Source organism: Pedobacter sp. PACM 27299 (genome assembly GCF_001412655.1).
GTDB lineage: Bacteria > Bacteroidota > Bacteroidia > Sphingobacteriales > Sphingobacteriaceae > Pedobacter.
Window position 1 is genome coordinate 1546074 of the sequence record NZ_CP012996.1, and the last position, 26255, is coordinate 1572328.

At 40.4% G+C, this 26255-nt stretch carries 27 protein-coding genes; 15 read left to right on the forward strand and 12 right to left on the reverse strand.

Going from position 1 to position 26255, the window contains the following annotated elements:
* Nucleotides 1–2: 2 nt before the first annotated feature.
* Both AQ505_RS06605 and AQ505_RS06610 read right to left on the reverse strand, forming a co-directional pair.
* Nucleotides 3–482, reverse strand: a complete 480-nt coding sequence (locus tag AQ505_RS06605) for a MarR family winged helix-turn-helix transcriptional regulator (protein WP_062547451.1) — start codon at nt 480–482, stop codon at nt 3–5.
* Nucleotides 482–970: a GNAT family N-acetyltransferase gene (locus tag AQ505_RS06610; RefSeq protein ID WP_062547452.1), complete on the reverse strand. Its 489-nt coding sequence runs from the start codon at nt 968–970 to the stop codon at nt 482–484. Before AQ505_RS06610 ends, AQ505_RS06605 begins: the two co-directional genes overlap by 1 nt.
* A 198-nt stretch (nt 971–1168) precedes the next feature.
* On the opposite strand from AQ505_RS06610, the gene AQ505_RS06615 reads away from it, so the two are divergent.
* The 3 genes from AQ505_RS06615 to AQ505_RS06625 all read left to right on the forward strand — a co-directional run bounded on the left by AQ505_RS06615 (nt 1169) and on the right by AQ505_RS06625 (nt 6469).
* Nucleotides 1169–1816, forward strand: a complete 648-nt coding sequence (locus tag AQ505_RS06615) for a hypothetical protein (protein WP_157262229.1) — start codon at nt 1169–1171, stop codon at nt 1814–1816.
* 115 nt (nt 1817–1931) lie between these two features.
* Complete coding sequence (locus tag AQ505_RS06620; protein WP_062547454.1) at nt 1932–4067, forward strand: response regulator; 2136 nt, start codon at nt 1932–1934, stop codon at nt 4065–4067.
* A 188-nt stretch (nt 4068–4255) separates the two neighbouring features.
* Nucleotides 4256–6469, forward strand: coding sequence for a beta-N-acetylhexosaminidase (locus AQ505_RS06625; protein ID WP_062547455.1), 2214 nt, complete (start codon nt 4256–4258; stop codon nt 6467–6469).
* Between the two features lie 78 nt (nt 6470–6547).
* On the opposite strand, the gene AQ505_RS06630 is transcribed toward AQ505_RS06625, so the two are convergent.
* A complete protein-coding gene (locus AQ505_RS06630) occupies nt 6548–7591 on the reverse strand; it encodes a hypothetical protein (RefSeq protein WP_062547456.1) in 1044 nt (347 codons plus the stop codon).
* A gap of 155 nt (nt 7592–7746) precedes the next feature.
* Here AQ505_RS06630 and AQ505_RS06635 point away from each other — a divergent pair, with 155 nt between their 5' ends.
* Nucleotides 7747–7989, forward strand: a complete 243-nt coding sequence (locus AQ505_RS06635; RefSeq protein WP_062547457.1) for a hypothetical protein — start codon at nt 7747–7749, stop codon at nt 7987–7989.
* A gap of 64 nt (nt 7990–8053) precedes the next feature.
* The gene (locus AQ505_RS06640) at nt 8054–8500 is read left to right on the forward strand and encodes a hypothetical protein (protein WP_062547458.1); all 447 of its coding nucleotides are present in this window, start codon (nt 8054–8056) and stop codon (nt 8498–8500) included.
* Nucleotides 8501–8550: 50 nt separating this feature from the next.
* On the opposite strand, the gene AQ505_RS06645 is transcribed toward AQ505_RS06640, so the two are convergent.
* Entirely contained in the window at nt 8551–9561 is a 1011-nt protein-coding gene (locus AQ505_RS06645) for a helix-turn-helix domain-containing protein (RefSeq protein WP_062547459.1), read from the reverse strand.
* Between the two features lie 2 nt (nt 9562–9563).
* On the reverse strand, nt 9564–10544 hold the full coding sequence (locus AQ505_RS06650; RefSeq protein WP_062547460.1) for a helix-turn-helix transcriptional regulator: 981 nt from the start codon (nt 10542–10544) through the stop codon (nt 9564–9566).
* A 315-nt stretch (nt 10545–10859) separates the two neighbouring features.
* Here AQ505_RS06650 and AQ505_RS06655 point away from each other — a divergent pair, with 315 nt between their 5' ends.
* The gene (locus AQ505_RS06655; protein ID WP_062547461.1) at nt 10860–11225 is read left to right on the forward strand and encodes a hypothetical protein; all 366 of its coding nucleotides are present in this window, start codon (nt 10860–10862) and stop codon (nt 11223–11225) included.
* Between the two features lie 8 nt (nt 11226–11233).
* On the opposite strand, the gene AQ505_RS06660 is transcribed toward AQ505_RS06655, so the two are convergent.
* Nucleotides 11234–11836, reverse strand: coding sequence for a hypothetical protein (locus AQ505_RS06660; protein ID WP_062547462.1), 603 nt, complete (start codon nt 11834–11836; stop codon nt 11234–11236).
* A 96-nt stretch (nt 11837–11932) separates the two neighbouring features.
* On the opposite strand from AQ505_RS06660, the gene AQ505_RS06665 reads away from it, so the two are divergent.
* The 7 genes from AQ505_RS06665 to AQ505_RS06695 all read left to right on the forward strand — a co-directional run bounded on the left by AQ505_RS06665 (nt 11933) and on the right by AQ505_RS06695 (nt 18434).
* Nucleotides 11933–12850 carry a UbiA family prenyltransferase gene (locus AQ505_RS06665; RefSeq protein WP_062547463.1) on the forward strand — a complete coding sequence of 306 codons (918 nt, stop codon included), beginning with the start codon at nt 11933–11935 and terminating at the stop codon, nt 12848–12850.
* A gap of 84 nt (nt 12851–12934) precedes the next feature.
* The gene (locus AQ505_RS06670) at nt 12935–13612 is read left to right on the forward strand and encodes a class I SAM-dependent methyltransferase (RefSeq protein WP_062547464.1); all 678 of its coding nucleotides are present in this window, start codon (nt 12935–12937) and stop codon (nt 13610–13612) included.
* Nucleotides 13613–13753: 141 nt separating this feature from the next.
* A complete protein-coding gene (locus AQ505_RS06675; protein ID WP_062547465.1) occupies nt 13754–14326 on the forward strand; it encodes an alpha-L-fucosidase in 573 nt (190 codons plus the stop codon).
* Nucleotides 14327–14387: 61 nt separating this feature from the next.
* Nucleotides 14388–15074: a hypothetical protein gene (locus AQ505_RS06680; RefSeq protein ID WP_157262231.1), complete on the forward strand. Its 687-nt coding sequence runs from the start codon at nt 14388–14390 to the stop codon at nt 15072–15074.
* Between the two features lie 265 nt (nt 15075–15339).
* Nucleotides 15340–17091 carry a PAS domain S-box protein gene (locus tag AQ505_RS06685; RefSeq protein WP_062547467.1) on the forward strand — a complete coding sequence of 584 codons (1752 nt, stop codon included), beginning with the start codon at nt 15340–15342 and terminating at the stop codon, nt 17089–17091.
* Between the two features lie 160 nt (nt 17092–17251).
* On the forward strand, nt 17252–18124 hold the full coding sequence (locus AQ505_RS06690) for a pirin family protein (protein WP_062550906.1): 873 nt from the start codon (nt 17252–17254) through the stop codon (nt 18122–18124).
* A gap of 16 nt (nt 18125–18140) precedes the next feature.
* Complete coding sequence (locus AQ505_RS06695; RefSeq protein ID WP_062547468.1) at nt 18141–18434, forward strand: GNAT family N-acetyltransferase; 294 nt, start codon at nt 18141–18143, stop codon at nt 18432–18434.
* Nucleotides 18435–18535: 101 nt separating this feature from the next.
* On the opposite strand, the gene AQ505_RS06700 is transcribed toward AQ505_RS06695, so the two are convergent.
* Nucleotides 18536–19072: a GNAT family N-acetyltransferase gene (locus tag AQ505_RS06700; protein WP_062547469.1), complete on the reverse strand. Its 537-nt coding sequence runs from the start codon at nt 19070–19072 to the stop codon at nt 18536–18538.
* 154 nt (nt 19073–19226) lie between these two features.
* Here AQ505_RS06700 and AQ505_RS06705 point away from each other — a divergent pair, with 154 nt between their 5' ends.
* Entirely contained in the window at nt 19227–19766 is a 540-nt protein-coding gene (locus tag AQ505_RS06705) for a GNAT family N-acetyltransferase (protein WP_157262233.1), read from the forward strand.
* Between the two features lie 61 nt (nt 19767–19827).
* On the opposite strand, the gene AQ505_RS06710 is transcribed toward AQ505_RS06705, so the two are convergent.
* Nucleotides 19828–21354, reverse strand: coding sequence for a choice-of-anchor I family protein (locus AQ505_RS06710; protein ID WP_062547470.1), 1527 nt, complete (start codon nt 21352–21354; stop codon nt 19828–19830).
* Between the two features lie 214 nt (nt 21355–21568).
* Between AQ505_RS06710 and AQ505_RS06715 the strand changes: the two genes are divergently transcribed.
* Nucleotides 21569–23500, forward strand: a complete 1932-nt coding sequence (locus AQ505_RS06715; protein WP_062547471.1) for an ATP-binding protein — start codon at nt 21569–21571, stop codon at nt 23498–23500.
* A gap of 7 nt (nt 23501–23507) precedes the next feature.
* Here AQ505_RS06715 and AQ505_RS27325 read toward each other — a convergent pair whose 3' ends face one another.
* Genes AQ505_RS27325 through AQ505_RS06730 form a run of 4 tightly spaced genes read right to left on the reverse strand, consistent with a single transcriptional unit; the run spans nt 23508 to nt 26230 of the window.
* A complete protein-coding gene (locus AQ505_RS27325) occupies nt 23508–23600 on the reverse strand; it encodes an LUD domain-containing protein (protein ID WP_442952123.1) in 93 nt (30 codons plus the stop codon).
* Nucleotides 23558–24091 carry a lactate utilization protein B/C gene (locus AQ505_RS27330; RefSeq protein WP_442952131.1) on the reverse strand — a complete coding sequence of 178 codons (534 nt, stop codon included), beginning with the start codon at nt 24089–24091 and terminating at the stop codon, nt 23558–23560. Before AQ505_RS27330 ends, AQ505_RS27325 begins: the two co-directional genes overlap by 43 nt.
* A complete protein-coding gene (locus AQ505_RS06725; protein WP_062547472.1) occupies nt 24084–25460 on the reverse strand; it encodes a lactate utilization protein B in 1377 nt (458 codons plus the stop codon). The genes AQ505_RS27330 and AQ505_RS06725 overlap by 8 nt, the downstream gene beginning before the upstream one ends.
* A 29-nt stretch (nt 25461–25489) precedes the next feature.
* A complete protein-coding gene (locus AQ505_RS06730; protein WP_062547473.1) occupies nt 25490–26230 on the reverse strand; it encodes a (Fe-S)-binding protein in 741 nt (246 codons plus the stop codon).
* Between the last annotated feature and the right edge of the window lie 25 nt (nt 26231–26255).

The window sequence follows — 26255 nt, forward strand, 5'->3', positions numbered from 1 at the left end:
GCTTAGTTAGAAGCCGCCGCCTGCAATGCCCTTTGTATAAAGCTTTGCTGTTTTAATTTTTCCTCCGCCTCAGTGATGGCCTTCAGCAGGTTGTTCTCCGTGTCGGTCACCTCAGATAAAATACGGGTCATGAGCTGCCATACCGGCTGCATTTTAGCAATCAGTTCTTCTCCTTTTGCCGTCAGCTGCACCAGCCGTTTCCGCTCATCTTTTTTGTCTTTTTTAGAACGGATCAGCTTTTGTTTTTCCAGTTCTTTCAGCAAGCTGATGGTGGAAGGATGGGTATAACCGATTTCCGTAGCCAGTTCTACAACGCCCAATGGCTGTTTGTGATGAAGCGTATAAATCACCGGAAACCATTTCGGTTCGAAATCAATTTCATAGGTTTTGTAGAGTAGGGCACCGTCTTTCCGGAGCTGCTCACTCAAGCGCTGTAAACGTGTAGAAAGGGCCAGGATACCAAGTTCGTCTATGACGTTCATTAGGATAGTTCTAATTGGTAAAATACGGAATCTCCACCCATCAAAGGGAATTGTACGGGCAGGGCCGATTTTTCCATTTTCAGAAAGCCATTTCTCTCATAAAAACGAAGGGCTGCTTCCAGTACTGGAACTGTTCCAAGATAAAGATGATCAATTCCATGGCTTTTGCAATGTGTGATCAGGTTTTCCAATAAACGCTGTGCAATACCAAGCTCTTTTCCTCGGTATTCTTTTTTTACAAACATTTTTCTGATGGCTGCTTCATGATCGTTGAATTTAATCATGGCAATGGTGCCTACCAATTTTCCGTCAATTGTTGCGCCCCAAAAGGAACCACCTTTTTGATAGTAAACTTCTTCTATCGCTAATAAATCCGGTTGATCGCTTAAAGTAATGGCTACCTTAAATTCGATTTGCTGGATGGGTAATATCAGGTCAATGATGGCTGCTGCGGATTCGTTTTTTATTTGTGAGATATGTACTTCCATTACTTTTTTTTATGGTACGGTACAAAACTACGTAGTTGACTACGTATATCCAAATCGTTTATTATATTTTTAATATATTTGTGTCCTTGTCAAAATTATATGTCCTGTTTCGGTTATTGCAATGATTGTGGGGAAATTCACGAATTGCCCTCAGTACTTGCTATCCCTCATTGCCATGAACTTATGGCGCAGCTTTCTATGTATAAAAGAATAGATTTTGATGTTCCTTTAGCATTGGCAGATCCAAGATTGTCTACTGATATTTTATACTCGAAAATGAGGGGACGCATGTTTGGGATCCTGGTTTGCGAGGACGCAGCAGGAAATGAAGTCATCCTTCGTGCCTTTTCTTCCAGACACAATGGGGTATGGAATGTAGCCGGATGGGTGCCACCACTAGTAGATGAACATGCTTTCGTAGCAGAGGTGGAACGTGGTAATCTTGACATTCATCCCTTAACGGATTTAATTGCCAGCCTTCCTAAAGAATCTAAAGAATGGTATTCTAAACTGGCGGAAAGACGGCTGGTTTCTCATGGAATACTGGCAAAACTGAACGCGCTTTACACCTTCCATAATTTCAATAAGGAAAGCAGGAGCCTCGAGCAGGCTTTTCAATTGAAAAAGGGAATTCCTGTAGGCACAGGAGATTGCTGCGCCCCAAAATTGCTGGATTATGCGGCAAAAAATCAGCTGAAACCTCTGAGTATTGCCGAATTTTTCTGGGGAAAGGAAACGGCTTCCGGCCATCGGACAGAAGGCAGTTTTTACGCCTCCTGTGAAGAAAAATGCCAGCCAATACTTGGTTTTATGCTTTGCGGGGTAAACAAGTTGTTACACTTATAGTTCCCCTGTTTATAATTAATCGGTTGTTTTAGCGTTGTTATAAATTATGTTTAACTTTGATTAGTAGATAAAATCGGCTAACCGATAGAAATTTATATTGATCCTTTTTTTATCAATGAAAAACAAACAACGCTCTTTCCTTCTTATCTCTGCAGTCATTATATTGTTTATCGGATTTTTATTTCGAAATTCAGTTGTGCAGCGTGCAGAACAATCTACGCTTGTTTCCAGTCTTAAGGAGTTAGAAGTTAATAACTTGAGAATTTCTAAACTGGATACAATTACCCTTAGTTTACAAACAGCAGAAAATAATTTCAGAATGTATACCACACTCTGGGATACCGATTATTTTAAGAAATATGTGATGGATATCAAGTTGATTTCCAGCTTGCTAAAAGACCTTTCTGCAGGAGATAGCAGTGATATTTCAGATGTTATTGTAGGAGATCTCAGAGACAAAAGTGGACAGATGGCCATATTTAGTGAACTGAAAAGACTTACTGATTCTTTAAATAACATCAATGTGCAGATGGAATTGCTAAAGATTACCGGAACTGCACCTAAGCTGAAGACTTATCCTAAGGCGATGCTGAAAAAGATAACTAAGGTGGAAGAATTGGCTGCAGCACCCGCAGCGCCAAAGCAAAAACTATTCAAAAGGCTGAAAAATGCTATTCTTAATAAAGGGGATCGGAAAGATTCTACAAAAATGGTGAAAACCGAAGTCACGTATGAACAGACCGCGAGTGATATTGAGGCTTACAATAAGAAAAACCTGGAAAATATCGAGCAGTTTTACGCCCGTCTTTTCCAGGATCTGAAGAGTAACCGTAATAATTTAACCAAAAAGGAAGAAACGATTCTGAAGTTAAATGAAAGTATCTTTCAGAATATTAAACGCCTGTTTCAGGAATATAGAAGTAAAGAAAATATCAACTCCGAGCTGAAAAAAGCGATATTGAAGAGCAGAGCAGACCAATCTCTTATTGCAATCGGAAGATCCAGACAAATTAACTTTGGAATTAGTGTGCTTTCTTATCTTGCGATCATCCTGCTGATGTGGAAGCTCTACCGTGCATACGATAAAACATTAAGGGCAAATCAGCTGGCAGCGGAGCAGGTCATCATTAAATCCAGGTTCTTTACCAGCATCAGTCATGAGATGAGAACGCCCTTAAATGCAATTATCGGGGTGTCTGAGCAACTCAAATCTACGCCTTTGAATGAAGATCAGCAACAGATGTCTAAGCTGCTCGATAGTTCTTCTTCTATGTTATTATCGGCAGTAAATGAAGTGTTGGATTTCTCCAGATTGGAAACAGGGAAGCTGGCATTGGCGAAAACACCTTTCCGTTACAAGCGGATTCTCTCTGATATTGCGTCTACTGCAAGGATTCTGGCAGATCAGAAAGACCTGACTTTAGAACTCGTTCTTGGTGATTCACCAGATTTACTATTGGATGGAGATCCTTATCGATTGAAACAAATGGTCATGAACCTGATTGCAAATGCAATTAAGTTTACAGACAAAGGGAAAGTGCTCATTCAGGTGAGCTTAAAGAAAACTGATGAAAAACACATTGTCTTATTGATTAAGGTGAAAGATACCGGGATTGGTATTTCTGCGGAAAACCAGGCCTTGATTTTCAATGAGTTTTCACAAGTGATCAATTCTAAACGTAGCGATTGGCAAAAAGGTTCTGGATTGGGATTAGCCATTAGTAAGAAATTGGTGGAAATGCATAAAGGAAAAATTTCTGTGGAAAGTACCTTGGGTAAAGGTTCTACTTTTACACTGGAAATCCCCTATGTAGTGGCCGAAAATGATCGTGAAGAGCTGGATGAACAAAAGTCATTGGTGATCAATAGTGATCACTTTAAAAACCTTCATTTACTGGTGGTTGATGATTCAGAAATGAATTTACTGGTGATCAAAATGATCTTTAAGAAAATAGGAATCAGCTTTGATACGGCAACAAACGGGCAGGAAGCCTTAAATTTCCTGGAGTCAAAACGCTATGACATGGTGCTGACCGATATTCAGATGCCTGAAATGGATGGAATAGAACTCACCAAGAGAATTCGTGCGCTGGAGGATCAACAAAAATCTCAGCTGCCTATCATTGCCATCACCGGGCAGATCAGCAGCGAATCGCATGAAAGATACCTTTCGGCTGGCTTAAATGATTACATCATTAAGCCCTTTACGGAGTCTGAACTGATGGAGAAAATCCTCGATTACCTTAAATAGACTATAAATCAACCGCCAGGCAGATTTGCTTTGAAAATTACGCAACCGTTTGCAATGGTTGATGCAAACGATTGTGTGCTTCCTCATGGTTTTGTCTTGGCTTTTTTTGGTTAATATTTTCTTACAATTGTGTAAAGACAACTGGACTGAATAGTTTGTCCGCATGCTTAAACAAACCAAATATTGTTATGAAAATTAAATACCAGGCGCGCTTTTTACTAGCCATATTGCTGTTGTCCAGTTCAGCGGCATTCGCCCAGTTTAACCTAGTTCCATTACCTCAGCAGATCGTAACGGGAGAAGGTTCATTTCTAATTAAACCACAAACAAAAATATTTTATGAGAAAGGACTGAAGCAACAGGCAGAATTGCTAGTTTCAGCACTATCTCCAGCCACAGGATTTGATTTTGTATTGCTGGAGTCAAATACTACCCCTGTAAATGGCATCGCATTGCGTATTGGAAATTCAGGTTCTTCGAATAAAGAAAGCTATAAATTAACTGTCAGTAAAGACCTGATCAGCATTGTTGGAAACCACAGTGCAGGGGTATTTTATGGTATACAAACTTTAGTTCAAATGTTACCTCCGGAAGTTTACCATAAGGAACGTCAGAAAGCCGTAAAATGGGAAGTTAAAGCTTCGGTCATCACAGACGCACCATTATACCCATGGAGGGGCATGATGCTGGATGTTGCCCGTTATTTCTTCTCGAAAGAATATGTATTGAGGTTCATCGATATGATGGCGATGTACAAAATGAATACACTTCATTTTCACCTGACGGATGATTCTGGATGGAGAATAGAGATCAAAAAATACCCTAAGCTGACTACTGTTGGTGGCTTTAGTGGGGTTGGATCAGATAGAAAAGGTGGATATTATACTCAGGAAGACCTGAAAGAAATGGTGGCCTATGGTCTGGCACGGAATGTAGACATTATTCCAGAATTGGAATTGCCCGCTCATGCACAGGCTGCTATTGCTGCTTATCCTTATTTATGCTGTACCGGAGAACAATATGATGTTCCAGGACAACACTTTATCAGTAAAGAGCTTTTATGTGCAGGCAAGGACAGTACTTATGAATTTATTGAGCACATCATCAAAGAAACAGTGGCGTTATTTCCTTCAAAATACCTGCATATTGGTGGTGATGAAGCAGTGTATACGCGCTGGAAAGCCTGTCCGATATGCCAAAAGAAAAAAGCAGCACTTGGTCTGAAAACAGAAGAACAGCTGCGCCTTCATTTCAACCGCCGCGTTCAGAAAATCGCTGGCAAGTATGGAAAAACCATTGTTGGATGGGATGAGATTATTGAAGATGGTTTAGAAGATCAAGCAGTAGGCATGATCTGGCATGATCCTAAAAAAGCATTTACAGCAGCTAAAGCCGGACATTATTCTGTGATGTCGTTAACCGGTTATTGTTATTTCGATGTGGCAGAAAGTGCCATTCCTGGTGAAATTAAAGCGGCAGGCTGGCTACCTCCAATCTCTTTGGAAAAAGTCTACCAGTTAAACCCAATGCTGGAAGGCATGGACGAAAAGTACCGTCCATTGATCCTAGGTGCATCTGCTACTTTATGGGCGGATCAGTTCATTCATGGGACGATACTTCAGGAAATTCCGCTGATAAATGAAAACCGCTCGGAGAAATATTTTGACTACCTGACCTTCCCAAGAATGTCTGCATTGGCAGAGGTTTTATGGACACCATTGGCCAGACAGCACTGGCAAGATTTCGAAAACCGCATGCGCAGTCAGTACAGTCGCTATGATGCTGCCGGGATCGGTTACCGCATGCCAGTGCCAAAATTAATCGGTCAGGAGAAAACTGCAGCAGGATTTTTGATCAAATTAGAAAACCTGGTAGATGGAGCGGAGATTCGCTACACCACAGATGGCAGTCTGCCTAATGCATATTCGCCGGTTTATACGAAAGCGGTTGAGGTTAAGGAATTGGCAGATTTCTATGCGATTACTGTATTGAACAGAAGTCAGTTTTCCCTACCCTTCTATTTCCCTGGTAAATATGAGCAGTTTAAAAAGTATGGGGAGCTGGTTGCCGAATGGAATCCTCAAAATGTTCCGGGGAAAGAATTTGGCCTGCTGGAAATGAATGGTGGTGGAAAAATCAGGGGCAATGGTACGTATGCACTTCATTTCTGGTACACTGCTGGTGATTCACGTTTGGAGATTCAATCGATAACAGTTTATAAAAATGGGCTAAAGATCACAGAAGATGTGCACGATGGTTTCACAGGAACTGAAGCGAACAACAATAAGTATAGTTTCAAAATCGACAATTATGAAACGGGCGCTGTATTTACAATAAAAGCAAAGGTACGTGGTGATGTGGATGAGAGTACCAATGGGGTAGTGATGATCAAAAAGATCTAACATCAATCTAATAGGAAGTACTTTGAGCTGTTAAATCATAACAAGGCCTTTAAAATTATAAGGAGGGTATACACCTCCTTATAATTTTACCTGTCGGATGATGTTTTTTACATTCAATTCAATAATATCCGTCATGGTTTCACATTCCAGATAATGCTCATCTTCAAAATGTGCTGCCATCCCTGATTTTAGCTTATTGGTGTTTTCAATAGTAGTTAATACATCTTCATTGGATACATCTCTTAAATCCGCTAAACGGTGACGTTCACTGCGTACCCGGTGTAGTATCGAGGATTTTTCCTCCTGCTGGTATTGCAGAAAAGTTTTATCAGTCAGCTGTTCCGTGCATAATTTCACATAAGGGAAGTTCTCTTTAAAAAACTGCGGCAGGTATACCTTTAAATTGCCCTCATAGAATTGCTGGTCAAAATCTATGGCCCTGATTCTAAATTGAATATCGTCAAAGTCTGGCGTAATCTGTACCACAAAATTATAGGCGCGCATATCTCCAAGGAGCATGACCAAACACCGCTCATTAAATTTCACGAACTCCTTTGCAATCCTCGTCTGGTTGTATTCCGGGTTGTGTAAATAGTTTTTTGCAAATACATCACCAGGGATTCCGGCAATATGTTCTTCAATCAGTGTTTCCCGATCTACCAGGTAATTTACTTGATTTGGCGATAAGATTTCTTCCAGTTCCAGGCCATAAATCCGGGAAGCATCAGCTTTTTTTACATAGAAATAATCGTAAACATCATTTAGGCGGTTCACAATCCGAATCCGGAAGGGATGGGTATTGCCGAAGGTGCAGTATTCAATCTTATCAATGTATTTGTGCTGCACAATACGCAGGTTCCCGGACGCTTTTAAGTTGGCATAAATCACTTTTAAACCATTATGTAGGTTTTCAATACGCTCTGAAGAATAAATCGGTCCTTCCCATAAAGTGTCTTTGCCGTATTTATCCATGAGCGGAAAGGACTCATCGAACATCATCAAATCATTATAACTAATCGGGAGCCTGGATTCCCGCTGGTAACTTCTCAGGTATTTCTGTAAGGCAGGGGAAACCGGAAAAGTCGGTTTCTTACGTGATATTTTTACATCATTATCTTCCATGGATTCGTATTTACGCTCAATTTAGTGTTTTCTACAGGGAATCAGGCTATTCGGGACAATATTTGAATCGGTCTTATTTTAAGAGTTTTTTGTCTGAATGTTCCATTCTCTGGAATCTGCCAACCGTACTTTTGTCGTGTAAATCAACAATAACAATGGCATCATTAAGAAAATACATCGTCGTAAAAGGAAGCCCAATTTTATTCCCCTCAGATCTGATTCATGCAGAAGTAGCTGGGCAGGATAACGTGGTGGAGAGTGCAGGTTTTTTCGTAATTGTAAAGGATAAAAAAGGTAAACGTGTAGTTTGTATTGGGGAAAGTACCTCTTTATCTATAGCAAGTAAGCCGGAAATAGATCAGAAACTAATTGCACGCTACCTGGGGATTGACGATTAATTGATCTATAGAACTGAAAATATCACACAAAAACAATCATAATTAATCATTTAAAAGCAACAAGATGAAAAACAAATTTTTAGCCGTATTACTAGTGATCGCAGCTGCATTTACTGCCTGTAAAAAAGATAAAGTACAAGAACCTGAAGAAAATGTACTGCCAGCTGGAAAATACAGACTGATTGAAATGCAGCAAACTGATGCTGCCGGAAAAGATTCCGTAACCGTTAAATATCCGGTAAGCAGTTTAAGCCTGACCTTTGATCAGGAAAAACAGACCGCAAATGTTACGGGAAAACCAGAATTGCTGCAAATGACAGGAAGTTATAATGTCAAAGCTGATGGCAGCCTGACCGATGCGAAAGTTTCCACTTCCAGAAGTGTTCCTGGAGAAAACGATATGAATGTAGCAGGTCATTTAACCGCCGGAGAAAAATTTGAAGTAAAAGGGGGAACCATAATTATACATGCAAAAAACAAAGGTTACCTGGTTTTTAGTATGCAGAAGTAATATAATAAAGAATTAGGGATTCTTTTTATAATTACTGCAGACAGCAGGCCTTAAGGCTTGCTGTTCTGTTTTTCCAAAATATCGCCAGGCAATACCTGGAACATGTGCTTATAAACTTTGGCAAAATAATTAGGGCTGCTATAGCCCAATTCATAAGCCACTTCCTGGACACTTGAAAAATTACCACTGCTTAAAAGCTGCTGTGCCAGTAACAGTTTCTCATTCAGGAAAAATTGATTTGGACTATCTTTTAATATCTTTTTGAAAAGTCCTTTATACTTTGAAACGGACATTTCTGCCATATCAGCCATCTTTTGTAGACCTGGAAATTCGGAGAGCAGGTTTGCCATCAGGTATTCAGAAGTTAAAAATATACGTTCTATATCCTGATTAGATAACTTATTGATAATCGGCTCAAACCTGCTGGCACGTTCTACCAGATAACCCAATAAATATAAAGCCGTACTTTTTAGCTTTAGCTCAAAAGAAGGGCTGGCAAAATCATGCTCCTTTAGCTGGCTGAGCAGTATTTTGCTCCTGCTATCGATATGGCTATAGAATAAAAGTGTGTTCTTAGACTCATCAAAAAGCAGGTTATTTGTTTCCAGATCCCTGGTAGATGCGGCCAGCTCTTTTAGGTGACCTTTATCAATAAATAACCTTAAACTATAGGAGCGCCTGCCTATTGGCGGCATGATGACACCTTTCATACTGCAGTCCATAAAACCCATCCCCAGTTTAGCATGGTACCCGGCTTTATGAACGGTATTGCCAATAATGTGTGTGGTGATCTCGTCCCCAATGTCAAAATAAACCATATAATAGTTATGGTCGGTAGGGATTCTGGTAATGGCTACAGGAACCTTAAAGGTCATATCCAGCAGCAGTACCGATAATCCTGGGGTCACCTCCAGAAATATGGAAGCTCCATCAGCAATGTTCCCGGGCATGGTTAAAATTTTATTGTCTTTTAGCGTTGCACCGATTCCATCCACAATTTGCTGCTGCCATTCCGGCCCAAGGGTATAGTGGTAGAAAAATTCGATCCTTTCCTCGGTCATATTTATAGTTGGCTAAGGTATTCTTTTGGGGGGACGCCAAATGCGTTTTTAAATTGCTCAATCAGGTGTGTGGAATTGAAAAAGCCAAATTTATCGGCAATTTCTCCAATGGTAAATTCACCAGTTTCCAGCATTTCTTTAGCATAAGAAAGCTTATTGCTTTGAAAAAATACATGCGGACTAATGCCGCTGATCTTTTTGAAAAGCTTTTTATACTTGGTTTCCGACATATTGGCTTCCCCGGCAAGGAAATGAATCCCCGGAAATGCAGTTTCAATATGTGCAATCAGGTATGCCTGAGAACTGATAATATGAACTACATCTTCAGGAAATACCTGTTCAATGATGATTTCCTGATTGATGATCTGGTCCAGATAATCAGCGATAAGCCCATATATGGTGCCGGTAATATAGACGTCGTATAAAGGCCCGGAAGGAGGTACTTTTCTGAGTTCATTCATGAGCCACCAGGCATGATTGCTCATCCGATCAAATCTGACAATGGTATTGAGCTCCGGATCAAAAATAGACTCTACAATTTGCTGGTGCTGTGGAATTCTGGAGAGGTATTGTTTCAATGCGGTTTTCTTAATGAAAATAGCAATCATATAGGTAGTAGCTCCCGCTTTCACCTGGAAATCACCGTTTAAATCTGCATCAAATATGCCAAGATTATATCCCCATCTTCCGGCAGATCTGGTGACCTCATTTAAAATGTGAATGGAATCGCCTTCGCTTAGGTTGAAATAGAGTCCTACAAAGTCCTTGCGTGTATTTCTTAACTTGTAGACGACATCTTGCCGATAGGTGACATCGATGATAAACGCAGACAGCTGATCATTGATCTGTAGGACATACCGGTTGCCTTGCTGTACCTCATCGGCGATGCGGATGTAGTTCGCCTCCACATAACCGTTTATTCCTGCGGCAAGTCCTGCAACCCAATCTAATTCTACACCATATTGGTGGATCACTTCCTTCATTTAAGATGCTCTTTAAGTTTTTGCACAACTAGATCAATCTTAACCCAAAGATAGTTTTTCCATTTAGTATCTTTTAAAAATTTAACATCCTGTTGATAGCCTAATATTTTTGATAATTTGTTAACCTTTCTGCCGATATGATGGTATTTCTGTCAATCTACTTGTGTTTTTATTGATCTGCTAATTTTTCTGTCAGTCTGTTGATCTCCAATGGCTTCAGCGGAGTTAGAAAGCTGGATTACATTTTTCATTCCTAAAAATAATATGTAATTTTCTACTTTATAAATTAGCGACAGATTCTCCATCTTACATCTCATGAAAAAAACAATGCGTTATCGGACATCCCTTGTTTTCCGTTTTAAAAAATGGCTAAGAGCTATGGTCATTCGCTGGAAAAAAAGAAATGAAGTAACTTCCAACCTAGAGAAGTTTCCTTTAATGGAATTTAAAGAAGTCGCATTGGTTAGGGCTGAGATCAATACCGGGATTGTTTTAGATGAAGCGTGTAATTATGCCGTGTATCCTGATCAAAAAGTGTATACTGTTTTTGAGAATATTGAAAAAGGTTTAAAATATGCCAGACAAATCATCGAAGAGCGAAGAAATATTGAATGTATTCTTTATGGGATAGATCAAAGGGTATTGCATTGCGTGAATTGCGATAATTTTGAAGCATACTAAGGATACTGTTATTCCAGCTTTCTCATTTTTGTCTTCAATGATTCCATTAAATCGCTGCATTTTAAGGTATACTGTTCTACCTGCTGATCGCTAAAATCTTCCAGATCAGTAAACGAGAGGACTAATTTCTTTTTGATGACCGGCATTTTAACTAATTTTTCTTTTTCCTGATCATAATAATTCCAGTTTCCGATGTATTGATGAGTGATCAGATTTATGGAGGAATTTCCACTGCCATCATTTGCAGCATTTCCAAATTCGTACCTGCTCATGCTGATCAGTCTGATACTTTTGGTTTTTTTATCGTATCGGAAGAAGCAAGTATATCCAGCTCTCATCCAGTTGTTGAAAAATTCAAAGCCATTTTCCATCGGCCTGATGCCGGTCATCACCAATTCAATGTTGTCAATTTCTTTGCTTTTGATCTCTTGAAAAGCCTGACTCGATAATTTACAAATGATCCTGGCAGCTGCTTTATCAAAAAAAATACTGTCAGGATGCTGATCTGCATCCAGGTCTTTAAGTAAGGTATCTGGTTTGAGCTCCTGTCCACAGCAAAAAGAAGCTAGGACCAGGGTAAACAAGATGGTAAGGAAGCTATGTTTTCTCATTTAATTCAGGTAGGCCATAAAAATAGGATGTTTATGGTGAAATATTCTTTTTATATCCGAAATTGCCCTCATAGATCCTTCTGATCTTATATTTTGATGGGCAGTAAAATTATTCGGTTTATTTTTTTCGGAAATTACTTCGTGGGCATACTGGCTGTTGCCTTAACGCTGGAAGCGACTATGCAGCTTAAATTACCCTACAATTCCATCAATTATTATTTATTATTGTTTTTAGCACCAACCATTTATTATACCTACGCTTACCATAAAATGTCTGCGCAGCCCGTACCAAATAATCCAAGGAGTCTATGGTATTTCCGGCATAAAAATTTTATCAAATGGAGTCAGGTACTGCTGTTTACAGTGTGCCTAGGATTGGCAATAAGCCTGCTTTATCAGAATTGCCAGAATATCCTGAACCTGCCAGTCAATTACTGGCTCGCCATTGGCGTCATTGTTTTTGCAGGCGCTTTTTATTATGGCTTGCTGCCCAAATCTTTCCGGCAATTGAACCTGAGAAATACGGGCTGGCTAAAGGCTTTTGTGATTGGTTTTGTCTGGGCTTGCTGTGCCAATGTCATGCCGCTGATCATGCTCAAAATAGAAACCGGTGTCGGTTATCATGATCCGCTGCTCTGGACCTGGTTGTTTATTAAAAACTGGATGTTCTGTACAGTGAATGCTATTATTTTCGACATAAAAGATTATCCTACAGATTCTAATAAACATTTGAAAACTTTTGTAGTTCAGTATGGCTTAAGAAAAACCATTTTTTACATCTTGATTCCGTTGTTAATTATTGGGATCATGGCCTTATTCATCTTTGTCAGTTATAAAGGCTTTGGGCCAATTCCATTTCTACTGAATTTATTGCCTTTCCTACTCACGATTTATATTGCTTATACGATGAGGCGTAGAAAAAACATCTTATATTATCTCATGGTGATTGATGGATTGATTTTGTTCAAAGCCATTTGCGGGATGCTGGCCATGCAGTTTATGCCAATGCCTTAAATTTATGTCAGCTTTAATCTATGCTCTTACTTTAATTTATGCTTCTGCTTTAATTTTATGGAATTGTCTTAAACACGCGGATTGATGAAGAACAACTACGATAAAATAGCACGTTATTATGATCTACTGAGTCGCCTGGTTTTCTTTAAATCACAGGTCAATGCACAGATTGATCAGCTTCGCTATCTTCCGGGAAAAGGGAGGATTCTGATTGTTGGAGGAGGCACAGGCTGGATTTTGGAGGAAATAGCTAAAGTTATTCCGGAAGGTTTACACCTGGTCTATGTGGAGATCTCCGCGAAGATGATGGCCTTATCAAAAGAAAGATCTGTTACCGGAAATACCGTTGAATTTGTAAACCTTGGAATTGAAGACTTTTCTACTGATCAACCTTTTGATGTGATCTGTACGCCTTTTTTATTTGATAATTTTGCAGAGGAAAACGCGGTAATGGTTTTTCATCATCTCGATTCAATGCTTAGGAATGGTGGCCTATGGTTTCATACGGATTTCGATTTAGCAGTAAATAAGGGGAGAGGCGATGTCCGGCAGCCCGATAATGGAGATTGGTGGAAAACAGTTTTCTTAGCACTGATGTACCGGTTTTTTAAATTAGTAGCGAATGTGGAAGCATCGAAATTGATCAATATGAAGCCTTGTTTTGAGGCCGCGGACTATAAGGTGCTGGAGCAAAAGCACTATTACAGAAAGTTCATTCAGAGTTTAGTACTGGAAAAATCAGGTCAAAAAAGTATAGATTAACAGTAATTCAGCTACTCATTTCTCCCAATGCCGAAAACATGATAAGGAGGGCTTTGATTTTTTAGTCGTTTTTAATATAGTTAAATTGCGAACCATGATTAACCTTATCAGGGCCCTGGTGATGATATCGATTTTCTAGAAATGCACGACAACCAGTATCCGGAAAAGATCCTAGAACGCCTATGGCAAACCCCTGCTACAATGGTACATTCCTGGGGTTGGCATTCGACAGATTATAACTGGAAATCAGCGACAGAAATGTTCGGCTATCTGGTCAGCAATGCGGCAAAGGGAGGTAATTACCTATTAAATGTTGGGCCAATGCCAGATGGTAGAATGCCGGCGGCGGCCATTCATCGCCTCCGGGAAATGGGTGGCTGGCTGGTTGCCAATGGCGCAGCAATTTACGATACGCAGCCACTGAAAGATATGGCTGCACCTGCAGGTGTGGTGTTCACTGAATCCAAAAGGAATAAAGGAGATAGAATCGTATTTGCCAGCATCATTAAACCTTTAACTTCCGGGGAACTGAGCTTGCCATTTACGGCGTCATCAGTGATCAACTGCGAGATTTTAGAAACCGGTCAACCAATTGAATTTACAGTAGAAACATCAGGTAAATCATTAAAAATCAAGTTGAATAAGGCGCAGTCGCAAATGACAGATGGTATTCCCGTAATCCAGCTGCGGTTAAAAGCAATAGAAGATAAATAGGAATTTAAATATAATTGTATATTTAACCTTATACCAATGCAGCTCTTAGGCGTAAATGATTATGAAAACTTCTACAAATGATCCGTTTGAGTTAGACACTTGTATCAGAGGCTTGAGTATATTAATGTCCTCTGTTCATTCAGATTTCTATGAATTTGTTTATTACCTCACCTTTAAAAAAGCTTTTAGGCAATATTACAGCGAATTTAATGACCCTTGGGAGCTGCCAATCGAAGACGGTAATTTCTTCGATGAGGTAGACGATCCCTTTGTTCAAAGCTGTTTAAAAGCATTTACAAAAATAGGCGAGACCAAAGCTGAATTGAATGCCTGGTTTGGAATTGATGAGTATGAAGATGGGCAAACTGCGAAGTATGTTTTTGAAGGGATGCGGTTTAAACCTTATCAGTCGTTTTATAAGCGTGCTAAAAGCTACAAAAAGCTTAAATTATGTTACGAACGTTCTCTGGCAGAGTTTATTCACAGCTTATTTTTATATGCCTGTGCATTCACTGCACAGCGCAATAAAGTTCCCCTATTGCTAAAAAAACAGTTTAACTTACCCAATGATGAGGCTTTTAGATTACTCAATCGGGATGATGATCAGGTGGCTTTATTAATCGGCTTGATGAAGGAGTTGAAAAAAATCCTGAATGAGCTTCGTTTACTGATTTATACTCCAAACATCGCTGTTAAAATGCAGTCGGGTAAATCCAATGTAGATTCAAAAGGGGCGAATAAAAAATAAACTTTTGCCCTTATGCTGTAAAAGGCCTTTCTAAAATTCCTACAAACAATGTGTAGATTAATTTGGTTGTATTGACAATTCAAATGCAGCAGAGAAGTTTACGGTATGAGTTATTAGATTCTTGCCTTATTTCAATAAATTTTGATAAACTTTAATCTGTTTACTTGCATGTATTTGAAGCTTGTAAAATATGAAGGAGTTTAAAGGTAAACACCTTCATGCTATGGCAGGCAGTATGTTCCAGGATTGATTAAGATAAATCAAGATGAAAAGTGTTAAGGCTCCACATTCAGATGTCACTTTTGAAAAGCAACTTAAAGCCTATCAGAAAAGAATTTCCAACATCCTGGAAAGCTTTACAGATGCATTTTTTGAAGTAGACAACGATTGGATCGTTACCTATTGGAATAAAGAAGCAGAGCGGATACTGATGATGGCCAGAAAAAATATTATTGGCAAAAATCTATGGGAAGTATACAGTAACGCCATTCCACTTAAATTTTACAAAGAATACCATCGTGCAGTAGCAGAAAATACAGCCGTCCGTTTCCAGGAATATTTCGAACCACAGCAATCCTGGTTTGAGGTCGCTGCGTTCCCTTCCGGTGAAGGATTATCCGTTTATTTTAAAGACATTACCGCTCATAAAAATGCCACTGAGCAGCTTGAAAAGGAAAAACAGCGGTATATCGATTTATTTAACCTGAGCCCACTTCCTCAATGGGTATATGATCAGGAAACACTCGCTTTTTTGGATGTGAATGAAGCTGCATTAAAGTTTTATGGTTATACGCGTCGTCAGTTTTTAAAAATGACGATTCAGGACGTTCGTCCTGTGGAAGACCGGGATTTACAGCAGGGAGAAGTCATTAAAGCACTCAATATAGGAGATATTGGCCAGTCGATCACACGTCATTGTAAGAAGAACGGGGATTTAGTCTATGTAACTGTAGAAAGTAATGAGGTGCAATTTAATGATGTGACCGCTTGTTTGGCATTAGTGATCGACCGTACGGAACAAATTATGGCAGAATATGCTTTGTCCAGAAGCGAACAAAGATTTAAAGCCATGGTACAGAATGGATCGGACCTGATTACCATCTTAGATGCCAGAGGAGTGTATAAATATGTAAGTCCGGCTGCAATGGCTATTTTGGGCGTTGATCCCGAGCAGTTGTTAGGGAAACGACTTTTTGATTTTATTCATCAGGAAGACCGTCAGGAAACGCAGCACAGTTTCGATCGGATCAAAAAACATAAACAGATCCACTTGCGTTCATTTCGCTTTAAAAATAAACAAGGGAATTACCGCTGGATAGAAATGATTATTACCAATATGATGGATGACCCGGCAGTACAGGGGCTGGTCTGCAATTCAAGGGACATCACAGAGGGTATCGAAAACAAAAGAAAAATTGCCGAGAGTATTGGGCGCTACAATATTGTCTCTAAAGCCACTAGTGATGTGATCTGGGACTGGAATATGGAAACAGACAGTATCCTTTGGAACAAAGGTTTAAAAGAAGTTTTTGGCTATGACCAAACTGAAAATAATCGGACTTGGTTTCTGGAACGCATCCACCCGGAAGATATCACGATGGTATTGCGGGAATTTAAATTACTCACAACCAATAAAAAGACCAGGTTAAAACTGGAGTACCGCTATCGCTGTGCAGATGGAAGCTATAAATCAGTATTAGACCGTTCTTTTGTTGTATTTGATACCAAAGGAAAACCCACACGTATGATTGGTTCCATGCAGGATATTACTGAAAGAATCAACCATACTAAGGCAATAGAAGCTCAAAACAGTCAATTAAGAGAAATCGCCTGGATCCAGTCTCATGACATCAGAGCGCCCTTAGCCCGGATTATGGGTTTAGTAGAACTCCTACAGGCGTATTCTTCAGATCAGGTCTTAAAAGAATATATCGACCATTTAAAATCATCTTCCGATGAGTTGGACAAAGTCATCAGATCGATCATGAAAAATGCGGACCACCAATCCCTAGATTGAAATAACTACTTCTTATCCTACATCAATGCATAAGCGTTAAAGCTAGGGTATCTTTGTATATCATAATTATTCGCTCCGGATCATACTAAGATTTTGTTCAGGAATGAGCTCAATTAAAATCTGGCAGTTGAATCAATATGGTATAAAAAAGGTGAAGATAATGAAAAAGGTAATTGAAAAAATCGTGACAAATTCTGGCAGACCACACATGGTTGGTGATGGGTTTAGGGTATTTAATTATATCCCGGGAGCAGGTATTCCTCAGGAGAGAATCAGCCCGTTTTTACTCCTGGATTTTAATCCTGAATATGATTTTGGCCCTTCAAGTCACGTAAGAGGTGTTGGCGTCCATCCACATAAAGGTTTTGAAACGGTAACGATTGCTTATAAAGGAACGGTAGCGCATCACGACAGTACAGGTAGCCATGGCGTAATCAATTCTGGTGATGTACAATGGATGACTGCGGGTAACGGTATTTTACATAAAGAGTACCATGAAGAAGCATTTTCTAAAAGAGGCGGTCCTTTTGAAATGGTGCAGTTATGGGTAAATCTTCCTAAAAAAGATAAATCTGTAGCGCCGCATTACCAGGAGTTAACTGCTGTGGGAATGGGGAAACTGGAATTGCCGGATGCTGCAGGGCTAGTCAATGTGATTGCCGGAAATTTTAATGGAATCGCAGGTCCTGCTCAAACTTATAGTCCGGTAAATCTGTTTGATATAAAACTGAAAGAAGGTGGGACGGTTAGTACCAAGGTTTCCGCTATTCATAATACCGCTTTATTAGTGGTAAATGGTAGTGTTGAAGTAAACGGAGAACGTGTAGGAGAACATAATTTTGTATTATTTGGAAATGAAGGAGAAGAAATTCAGCTGAAAGCCAATCAGGATAGTGTGATCTTACTGATGAGTGGAGCGCCTTTGAATGAACCAATCGTGAGCTATGGCCCATTTGTGATGAATACAGATGAAGAGATCAGTCAGGCGATTGTGGATTTCAATATGGGTAAATTCGGAGAATTGGCTGATTAATCAAAATTTTAAGGTTATGAATGAGGAATATGTAAGTCTTCCCCTGGTTAAAAACCCGGAAGCAAACCGTTTTGAACTGAAAGTAGGGGAGTATACTGCATTTATCGAGTATAAAGAACGCGATAAAAAGATCTGGTTAATCCATACGGAATCGCCTGAAGAGTTGCAGGGGAAAGGCGCCACTACAGCAATAATTGAAAAAACTTTGGCTTATATAGAAGACCATGGTTATAAATTGATCCCTTTGTGTCCAATGGTGGCTGCCTATCTCAAACGGCATCCGGACTGGAATAGGGTGGTAGTTGCTTAAAATATTCCTAAATATGAATGATAAAACAGCCCGGAAATTCTGATTGCCGGGCTGTTTTATTTGTATCAATTCTTTTAGTTAAGGATAAGTTTGTGAATTACTTATTGGCCTAACCAATCGGCTTTACTGATTTCAAACCAGTCACATTTTATCCCTTCATGGTCGAAATGACCGGTGATTTTTAATCCTGATTTTTGTAAGGCATGGCGTGATCCTGCATTTTCAGCATGTGCCATGGCATATACCGTTCCCAGATTCATTTCTTCAAATGCGTATTTTAAGGACGCTTTAGCTGATTCTGTCGCATAGCCCTTGCCCCAATGTTCCTTTAAAAAGCGGTAGCCCACCTCATAAAAATGGTTGCGGTCATTTATTGGACTGGTAATAAACTTCAAACCTCCCCAACCTACAAATTCATGGCTTTCCTTGTCAACAACTGCCCATCGGCCAATGCCATTGGTTAGATATTGTTCCCTGATAAAACGAATATTGTCTTCCGACTCACTGATGTCTTTAAAAGGTTTATTGCCCAGATACTTGTGTACTTCCGGATCGGAATCCATCTTGAACATCAAAGGCGCGTCTGCCAGGGTAATTGCTCTTAAAATAATACGGTCGGTTTCTACAAAAATCTCCATGTTGATATAAAATAATATCCTTTACCTAAGGCTTAGGTCTCAGTATTTGCAAAATTGCTCAATACTTTAGAATTATAAAAGCTTTGAATTTATTTATAAATAATTGTTAAGAGTATAGTTTAAAGACTAAAATATTCTTATTATTGATCTTTGTATGACCATGAAATCAAAAAAGATAACTACGCAACGTCTTTATTTACTTCCGTTTACGCTTCAAATGGCCAGAGAGATCATGGATGGTCAATTTACTTCTTTATTCGCACTCGGGATAAAACCTGGAGCAGGCTGGCCGGATGAAGCGCTGCTGGAATGTTTACCGAGAATCATTGCGAATCTGGAAAAAGTACCGGAACCTTCTGGTTTTGAGTCCTGGATGATTATTGATAAAAGTAGTAAATCGTTGATTGGTGATGCAGGATTTAAAGGACTTCCGAATGCGGATGGAATCGTAGACCTTGGTTACGCCATTGTGGCTGCCGAAAGGCGTAAAGGCTATGCTGCTGAAGCTGCCGAGGGACTAATTAAATGGGCTTTTAAGCAGCCTGAAGTAAAGATGATTACTGCGCTCTGTGAGCACGTCAATGAAGGCTCTACAAAAACGCTGACCAATCTGGGTTTCTACCAGAAGTTTATCAGAGAAGAGATGATCCACTGGTTTTTACTCCGTGAGCCTAATAAAAAAGTATTGCAGTAAAAAAACGGGATAGTCATCTGCAAATTGATCCACTACCCCGCCGAGAATTAGAATTAGGAAATTATAAAGTTTTAGGAGAATATACTTTGATTTGTCCATCGCCTTCACTGCTCACCAGCAGCAGGCTTTTTTTAGTCGGGCTATTTTTCGCGGCAATGAAAAGCACACCTTCAGGTGCATCTCCGGTTTTTAGCAATTGAAGAAAGACCGGCTTTGCAGGACTGCTCACATCATATACTGCCACTGCATCCGCTCTTTCCATCCCCACAAAAGCGATTTTCTTGCTGCCCATACTGCCAATTGCAATGCCTTCTGGTTCTACACTTTTATCGTCACTTCTGGTCTCGTCATAAAAGCCTGCTGCGATGGTTTTTACATCCAGTTCATTTTTACTATCGTATACCTGCATTCCGGTATTGCCATTCCATGCGCTGAAAGAACGGGCCCCAAAAGAATACAGTTCGTCATAATCGCCATCTCCATCTGTATCACCTAAAGTGGTCGTGATATTTAACCTGCCCAGCTGCTCATCTTTTTTCAGCAAACTTGCATTAGGAAAGGCTGTCGGGTCTAAAACAATGCTTTTGTCTTTGATCCGCTGTAGCTCAGAAAAGCCGCCATATTCTCTGGCATCGCCTTCATTAGCCGTAAACAGATAAGGGATACCTCCAGATTCTACCAGGCCAATGGCATCAGGAAGGTACATGCCTTTCACTTTCCATTTTCCCAAAATGGTCGCATTGTCTTTATCACTGGGATCAATTTCATTGCCATCCAGGTTATAATCTTTAAAACCTAAAGGGAAAATATCGGTAATCGTTTTGCTGTCAATATTAATTTTGGCGATCGCATTGTTTTCCTGTAAGGTCACCCAGGCTGTTTTTGAATCCTCAGAAACAGTGATGTATTCCGGTTCAATCCCTTTCAGGAAGTCATTTCCAGGTCCAAATACACGGAAACCTTTACTCATCAATGCAGCCTTCTGACCGGTAAAAGCGGAGAAATCAATGGTGTTTACGGCATAATTATTAGCCACCGAGATAATTGAAACCGTCCCTGCGGGATCAACAGTATACGCATCATTAGGTTCTCCTTCATTGGCAGATAAAATGTATTTGCCATCGGGACTGAAGGTGACCATATCCGGTAAAGCACCTACGCTGACTACTTTGATCTCGGAATAGTCGCTGGTTTTAAAAACCACTACTTTTCCGTTTTCCTGTTTATTGGTAGATTCTATCGCGGCAGCAAGTTTTCCGTCATGGACACTCACACTGTTCACCAATCCACCATAAGGGGCCACAGGAATGCTGCCAATGCTTTTCATGGCGGCAGGATCTTTAAAATCGATCACTTCAATTCTATTATTGCCCTCGGTATTGTTGACTACAAATAAGCGATTGGTACTCGGATCGAAAGCCGTAATTTCTGCAGCTCCTGCTCCTCCGACGGTATAACTACCGATTTCAGCAAAAGTACCTGCATCTTCATTGACGATCACTTCTGGGATTTCCTCGGTCGGGGTACCCGCTTTTTTACAGCCCAGGGCCGCAATTAATAGTAAACCAAATAGTAAGTTTTTATTCATATCAAGCGTTTTAGGGATAGATTTCCTCAAAGGTATCTGCTGGATATAAGCAATCGTTAAGTTTTACGTTATGATATTGTTAACCGTTTCGCCTCGTAATACTCTGTTTTTGAGTAGAATTTTTAAAACTTAATCTCCCGGTTTTGCGTTATCAAAATAATTTAAAAGCTTTCTGTTCATTTAATGGTAAATCCTTGACTAAATTTTGATATATATGAACAATGCGCTTACTAGTGATTCTGGCGATTTCTACACAGGGACAGATTTTCAAAACTTCTTTAAAGTATCTTCACAGTCGGTGGTTTTCAAAGCAAATGCTCCTGATTTTACCATTTTAGCGGTAAGCGATCAATTTGTAGACATTGTTTTAAAACCCCGTAAAGCACTATTAGGCCAAAAATTCTTTGATGTTTTTCCGGCGAAGGCAAAAAATAATTACAGCAGAGTGCTGGCTTTTAAAGCCTTGGAAAAGATGCTGCTGGTTAAGAAAAGAGTAGATCTTCCGATTTATATATATGATGTGTATTCCAGTGAAACCGGTAAAATGGAGCCTTTATACTGGTCGAACTCCAATCAGCCGGTACTGGATGTGGATGGTAATGTAGCTTACATCATCAATACAACAGCCAATGTGACGGCACAAGTCATGTTGAAAGAAATGGCAAGCAGCTCAGCAGAAAAACTGCTGGAAGAACAGCAGGAGCGGTTACATAAGATGTTTATGAAAGCGCCGATTGGTATGGCACTTTATGCGAAAGATCATTTTGTGATAGAATATGCCAATGAGGCAATTTGTAAGATGTGGGGAAAAGGAGGGCCTTTAGAGGTGATGGGGCAGTCTGTTTTTGAGCTGCTGCCTTCTATGCTGGATTTCGGTTACCGGGAAATTTTTGAACGCGTCATTTCCAATGCGGAGTCTTATCAGGGCAGGGAATCGCCAGTCAAATTTGAGCGTGATGGCGTATTGGAGACTTTCTATTTTGACCTGAACCTGGAACCGGTTTTTGGGAAAGGACAGGAAGTCACCGGTTTGTTATCCGTGGTCAATAATGTGACAGGAAAGGTACTTGCCAGGAAAACAATTGAAAACGCGGAAGAGCGACTTCGTCTGGCTTCAGAAGCCACGGGGATTGCGAGCTGGGACCTTGATCTCCAAACCAAAGAGATCATTTATTCACCAAGTCTGGCGGATTTATTTGGGATGCCTGGGAAAACTGATCTCAGCTTCACTGAGCTCAGGGCAATCATTCATCCTGAGGATAAAATGATTGTGGAACAAGCTTTTGAAAATGCATTGCTTTCCGGAAAATATAATTATCAGGCTAGAATAGCCAGGCCTGATCAAATTATTTATTGGATTAAAGTAATCGGAAAGGTGATTTTTAATGACCAGGGGACGCCGGTAAGGATGTTAGGTACAGTAATGGACATTACGGAAAGCAAACAGGAAGAATTGCAGAAAAACGACTTTATTGCGATTGCCAGTCATGAGCTCAAAACACCTTTAACCTCTTTAAAAGCGTATGCACAATTGCTGAAATCCAGTAAGGCTGCTACCGACCCCGGATTTGTAAAAAGTGTAGGAGTGAGAATTGAAGGGCAGATCAATAAAATGACTAAACTGGTCTATAGCTTCCTGGACTTATCAAAAATTGAAACCAATAAGACCGAGCTGACAAAAGAACTGTTCGATGTCAATGAACTGATTAAAGAAGTGATCAACGATTACTTATTCCAGGAAAAAAACCATCCCATTGTATTTGATGCAGTAGCACTGCCCATGATTTATGCCGATAAACATAAAATAACACAAGTGATTGATAATCTGATCAGTAATGCCATCAAATATTCGCCGAAAGGGGGGGAGGTCATCGTGAATGCAGCACTGCAAAATGAAGAGGTGCTGGTTTCCGTGGAAGACCATGGGATTGGAATCGACAACAATCACCTGCATAAAATCTTTGACCGATTCTATAGGATTGATGATTTACAAGTGAAAAATGCCTCAGGTTTTGGGATTGGATTGTACCTCTGCGCCGATATTATAGCAAGGCATCATGGAGAAATCGGACTGGAAAGTGAGCCTGGCAAAGGAAGTAGGTTTTTTTTCACCTTGCCAGTTGATGCTCCTTCAAAAATCCAATAGCAATAGGTTATGCCATTACAAAAACAGTCATGTTTTTTGGACCATGGGCACCAAGGACTAATGACTGCTCAATATCGGCAGTCTTTGAAGGACCGGCGATGAAAGCACCAAAACCATAATGGGAATTTGAAATTTGTTGATAAGCTTCCTGCATATTGGATAAAATATCTTTTTATGAACTAATACCACTAGCTGCTGACAAATAAAAGGGATCACCCGCTGTCCCATAAGCGACTCCGTTACCCAAAGTGCTGCATTTTCTGCTACCCCAAAATGGGCTTTAATAATGGCCACATCTACGTCCTCATAACTAGGAGGAGGAAGGTCCTGCCAGTCTTTTTCAGTCAGTTCAGCCAACTCGGGAATAGTGGATATCACCCTTGGAAGGCCACTAAACTTTGTTTTAATCAAGCCAATCAGCTCCTCATAGTCTTTAACAGGATACATCATTCCGCCAATTCCATCTAATACGCTGCCAAACATGGCCAGAGGATCAGGATACTGAGCCAAACCGGTTAAATCTGGAGGTAAAACGGTTAAAGCAGGCTGGTTTTCTTTAACGCATGCAAGGATCTGTGCTCTGCTACTCATTGTTGTTCTTTTTATACCATTCACGAAAAGACTGTTGGGGAGGCGCCGGCATATCACGCTGCGTATACCAGGCATTTAACTTATTATTCACTAGAAAAGGCATATTTTTCATCACCCAACGGCCCGATTTTCCAGCATTTCTATATATGTAAGGATGGGAAAGGGTAAATTCCATCGCCTTCATGGCTATGGTCTTTTTAGGATCTGCATAGCCTTCCTTTACAATGACTTGCCTCCATTTGTAAAGCTGTTCATGAATGTTGATTTTCACCGGGCATACATTGGTGCAGGAACCGCATAAGGTAGATGCGAAAGGTAAGTCTGCATATTGTTTCATGTTCAGGTTAGGCGCTAAAATCGCACCTATTGGGCCAGCAATGGCAGTATGGTAACTATGGCCGCCACTTCTGCGGTATACCGGACAAGTATTCATACAGGCACCACAGCGGATACATTTTAGGGAGTTGCGAAAATCTGCTCTTCCCAGCTGCTGGGTACGTCCGTTATCTACTAGGATCAGGTGCATTTCCTGTCCTTTTCTAGGCGTTCGGAAATGACTGGAATAAGTAGTAATCGGCTGGCCGGTAGCACTTCTGGCTAAAAGCCTTAAAAATACGCTTAGATTTGCCCTTTTTGGGATGATCTTTTCAATCCCCATACAGGCAATATGGACTTCAGAAAGATGTGCGCCCATATCGGCATTGCCTTCATTGGTACAGACTACAAATTCGCCGGTTTCAGCAATCGCGAAATTGACTCCGGTGATGGCCGCTCTTCTGGTCAGGAACTTCTCCCGAAGGTGTACCCTGGCTGCTGCGGTCAATAATTGCGGGTCGGAAGCGCCTTTAGGAGTTCCTAAATGTTCATGGAACAATTCCCCGATTTCTTCTTTTTTCTTGTGGATACAAGGCAGTACAATATGGCTTGGCGGTTCTTCGGCCAGCTGCACAATGCGCTCGCCAAGGTCGGTATCAATCACCTCCACTCCGTTTTGGTGTAAATATTCATTCAGATGGCATTCTTCAGTCAGCATAGACTTACTTTTAACCATTCTGCTGATTTCTTTTGATTTTAATATAGAGAGGACAATTTGATTGTGCTCCGCAGCATCGGCAGCCCAATGTACGATCACACCGTTCTGCTGTGCATTGCTTTCGAATTCTGAAAGGTAATCGTGGAGATTGGACAATACATTGTCCTTAATCTGAGAAGCATTTTCTCTCAGCGCCTCCCATTCAGAAAGGGTATTTGCTGCTTTATCTCGCTTCGCACGTACGAACCATAAGGTCTCATCATGCCAGTCTACACGGGCTTCATCCTGATTGAAAATATCAGCTAATGCGGCGTGGTCCTTGTTTCCTTTAATCATTTCTTAAATCTGCGTTAAAATTTACCGGATTATACTTCTTCTGCATTCAGAATTTCTGCAATGTGCAGCACTTTTACCTGGCTATTCTGGCGGCGTAAAATACCTTCCATGTGCATCAAACAAGACATGTCTGCTGCCGTGATGTACTGTGCGCCATGATTGAGGTGGTCTGCTACACGGTCTTTGCCCATTTTGACAGATACCGCTTCCTCTGCGACGCAGAAAGTTCCGCCAAATCCACAGCATTCGTCCGGGCGGCTTAATTCTACCAGTTCCAGGTCTTTCACCATGTTTAACAATTGACGGGGTTTAGAAAACGGAGGAGCCACTAATTCTGTCATTTGAGACATCATCAAGCCCCTTTGTCCATGGCAGCTTTGATGCATGCCTACTTTGTACGGGAAACGTGCAGTTAGCTTTTCTACCTTTAAGATATCAGTCAGGAATTCCGTGAGCTCATATACTTTTTTACGTACACTGTTTGCTTTTTCCGCCTGTCCATCGCTATGTAAATGGTCTTTTATATGTAAAACGCAGCTCCCGGAAGGAGAAACGATATAGTCGAACGCTGCAAAGTTATCAATGAAAAGTTCGTTGCAGCCAGTCGTCAGGTGTTCAAATCCTGAATTTGCCATCGGCTGTCCACAGCAGGTTTGCTGTAAAGGATAACTGACTTTAACACCTAACTTTTGAAGGAGTTTTAAAGTGGCAATTGCTGCATTTGGGTAAAACTGGTCAATGTAGCAAGGAATGAAAAGGCCAACGGTCATAACAGAGAATTTAAGCTAAGAAAGC

Bases quoted from the DNA above. Each gene is read 5' to 3' on its own strand.
- AQ505_RS06615 (WP_157262229.1), top strand. From the start codon at position 1,169: ATGTATAAAAGAATAGATTTTGATGTTCCTTTAGCATTGGCAGATCCA.
- AQ505_RS06610 (WP_062547452.1), bottom strand. From the start codon at position 970: ATGGAAGTACATATCTCACAAATAAAAAACGAATCCGCAGCAGCCATC.
- AQ505_RS06690 (WP_062550906.1), top strand. From the start codon at position 17,252: ATGAAAAAGGTAATTGAAAAAATCGTGACAAATTCTGGCAGACCACAC.
- AQ505_RS06700 (WP_062547469.1), bottom strand. From the start codon at position 19,072: ATGGAGATTTTTGTAGAAACCGACCGTATTATTTTAAGAGCAATTACC.
- AQ505_RS06680 (WP_157262231.1), top strand. From the start codon at position 14,388: ATGAAAACTTCTACAAATGATCCGTTTGAGTTAGACACTTGTATCAGA.
- AQ505_RS06660 (WP_062547462.1), bottom strand. From the start codon at position 11,836: ATGAGAAAACATAGCTTCCTTACCATCTTGTTTACCCTGGTCCTAGCT.
- AQ505_RS06675 (WP_062547465.1), top strand. From the start codon at position 13,754: ATGCACGACAACCAGTATCCGGAAAAGATCCTAGAACGCCTATGGCAA.
- AQ505_RS06695 (WP_062547468.1), top strand. From the start codon at position 18,141: ATGAATGAGGAATATGTAAGTCTTCCCCTGGTTAAAAACCCGGAAGCA.
- AQ505_RS06640 (WP_062547458.1), top strand. From the start codon at position 8,054: ATGAAAAACAAATTTTTAGCCGTATTACTAGTGATCGCAGCTGCATTT.
- AQ505_RS06705 (WP_157262233.1), top strand. From the start codon at position 19,227: ATGACCATGAAATCAAAAAAGATAACTACGCAACGTCTTTATTTACTT.
- AQ505_RS06715 (WP_062547471.1), top strand. From the start codon at position 21,569: ATGAACAATGCGCTTACTAGTGATTCTGGCGATTTCTACACAGGGACA.
- AQ505_RS06630 (WP_062547456.1), bottom strand. From the start codon at position 7,591: ATGGAAGATAATGATGTAAAAATATCACGTAAGAAACCGACTTTTCCG.
- AQ505_RS06625 (WP_062547455.1), top strand. From the start codon at position 4,256: ATGAAAATTAAATACCAGGCGCGCTTTTTACTAGCCATATTGCTGTTG.
- AQ505_RS06725 (WP_062547472.1), bottom strand. From the start codon at position 25,460: ATGATTAAAGGAAACAAGGACCACGCCGCATTAGCTGATATTTTCAAT.
- AQ505_RS27330 (WP_442952131.1), bottom strand. From the start codon at position 24,091: ATGAGTAGCAGAGCACAGATCCTTGCATGCGTTAAAGAAAACCAGCCT.
- AQ505_RS06620 (WP_062547454.1), top strand. From the start codon at position 1,932: ATGAAAAACAAACAACGCTCTTTCCTTCTTATCTCTGCAGTCATTATA.
- AQ505_RS06605 (WP_062547451.1), bottom strand. From the start codon at position 482: ATGAACGTCATAGACGAACTTGGTATCCTGGCCCTTTCTACACGTTTA.
- AQ505_RS06665 (WP_062547463.1), top strand. From the start codon at position 11,933: ATGGGCAGTAAAATTATTCGGTTTATTTTTTTCGGAAATTACTTCGTG.
- AQ505_RS06655 (WP_062547461.1), top strand. From the start codon at position 10,860: ATGAAAAAAACAATGCGTTATCGGACATCCCTTGTTTTCCGTTTTAAA.
- AQ505_RS06650 (WP_062547460.1), bottom strand. From the start codon at position 10,544: ATGAAGGAAGTGATCCACCAATATGGTGTAGAATTAGATTGGGTTGCA.
- AQ505_RS06710 (WP_062547470.1), bottom strand. From the start codon at position 21,354: ATGAATAAAAACTTACTATTTGGTTTACTATTAATTGCGGCCCTGGGC.
- AQ505_RS06685 (WP_062547467.1), top strand. From the start codon at position 15,340: ATGAAAAGTGTTAAGGCTCCACATTCAGATGTCACTTTTGAAAAGCAA.
- AQ505_RS06730 (WP_062547473.1), bottom strand. From the start codon at position 26,230: ATGACCGTTGGCCTTTTCATTCCTTGCTACATTGACCAGTTTTACCCA.
- AQ505_RS06670 (WP_062547464.1), top strand. From the start codon at position 12,935: ATGAAGAACAACTACGATAAAATAGCACGTTATTATGATCTACTGAGT.
- AQ505_RS06645 (WP_062547459.1), bottom strand. From the start codon at position 9,561: ATGACCGAGGAAAGGATCGAATTTTTCTACCACTATACCCTTGGGCCG.
- AQ505_RS06635 (WP_062547457.1), top strand. From the start codon at position 7,747: ATGGCATCATTAAGAAAATACATCGTCGTAAAAGGAAGCCCAATTTTA.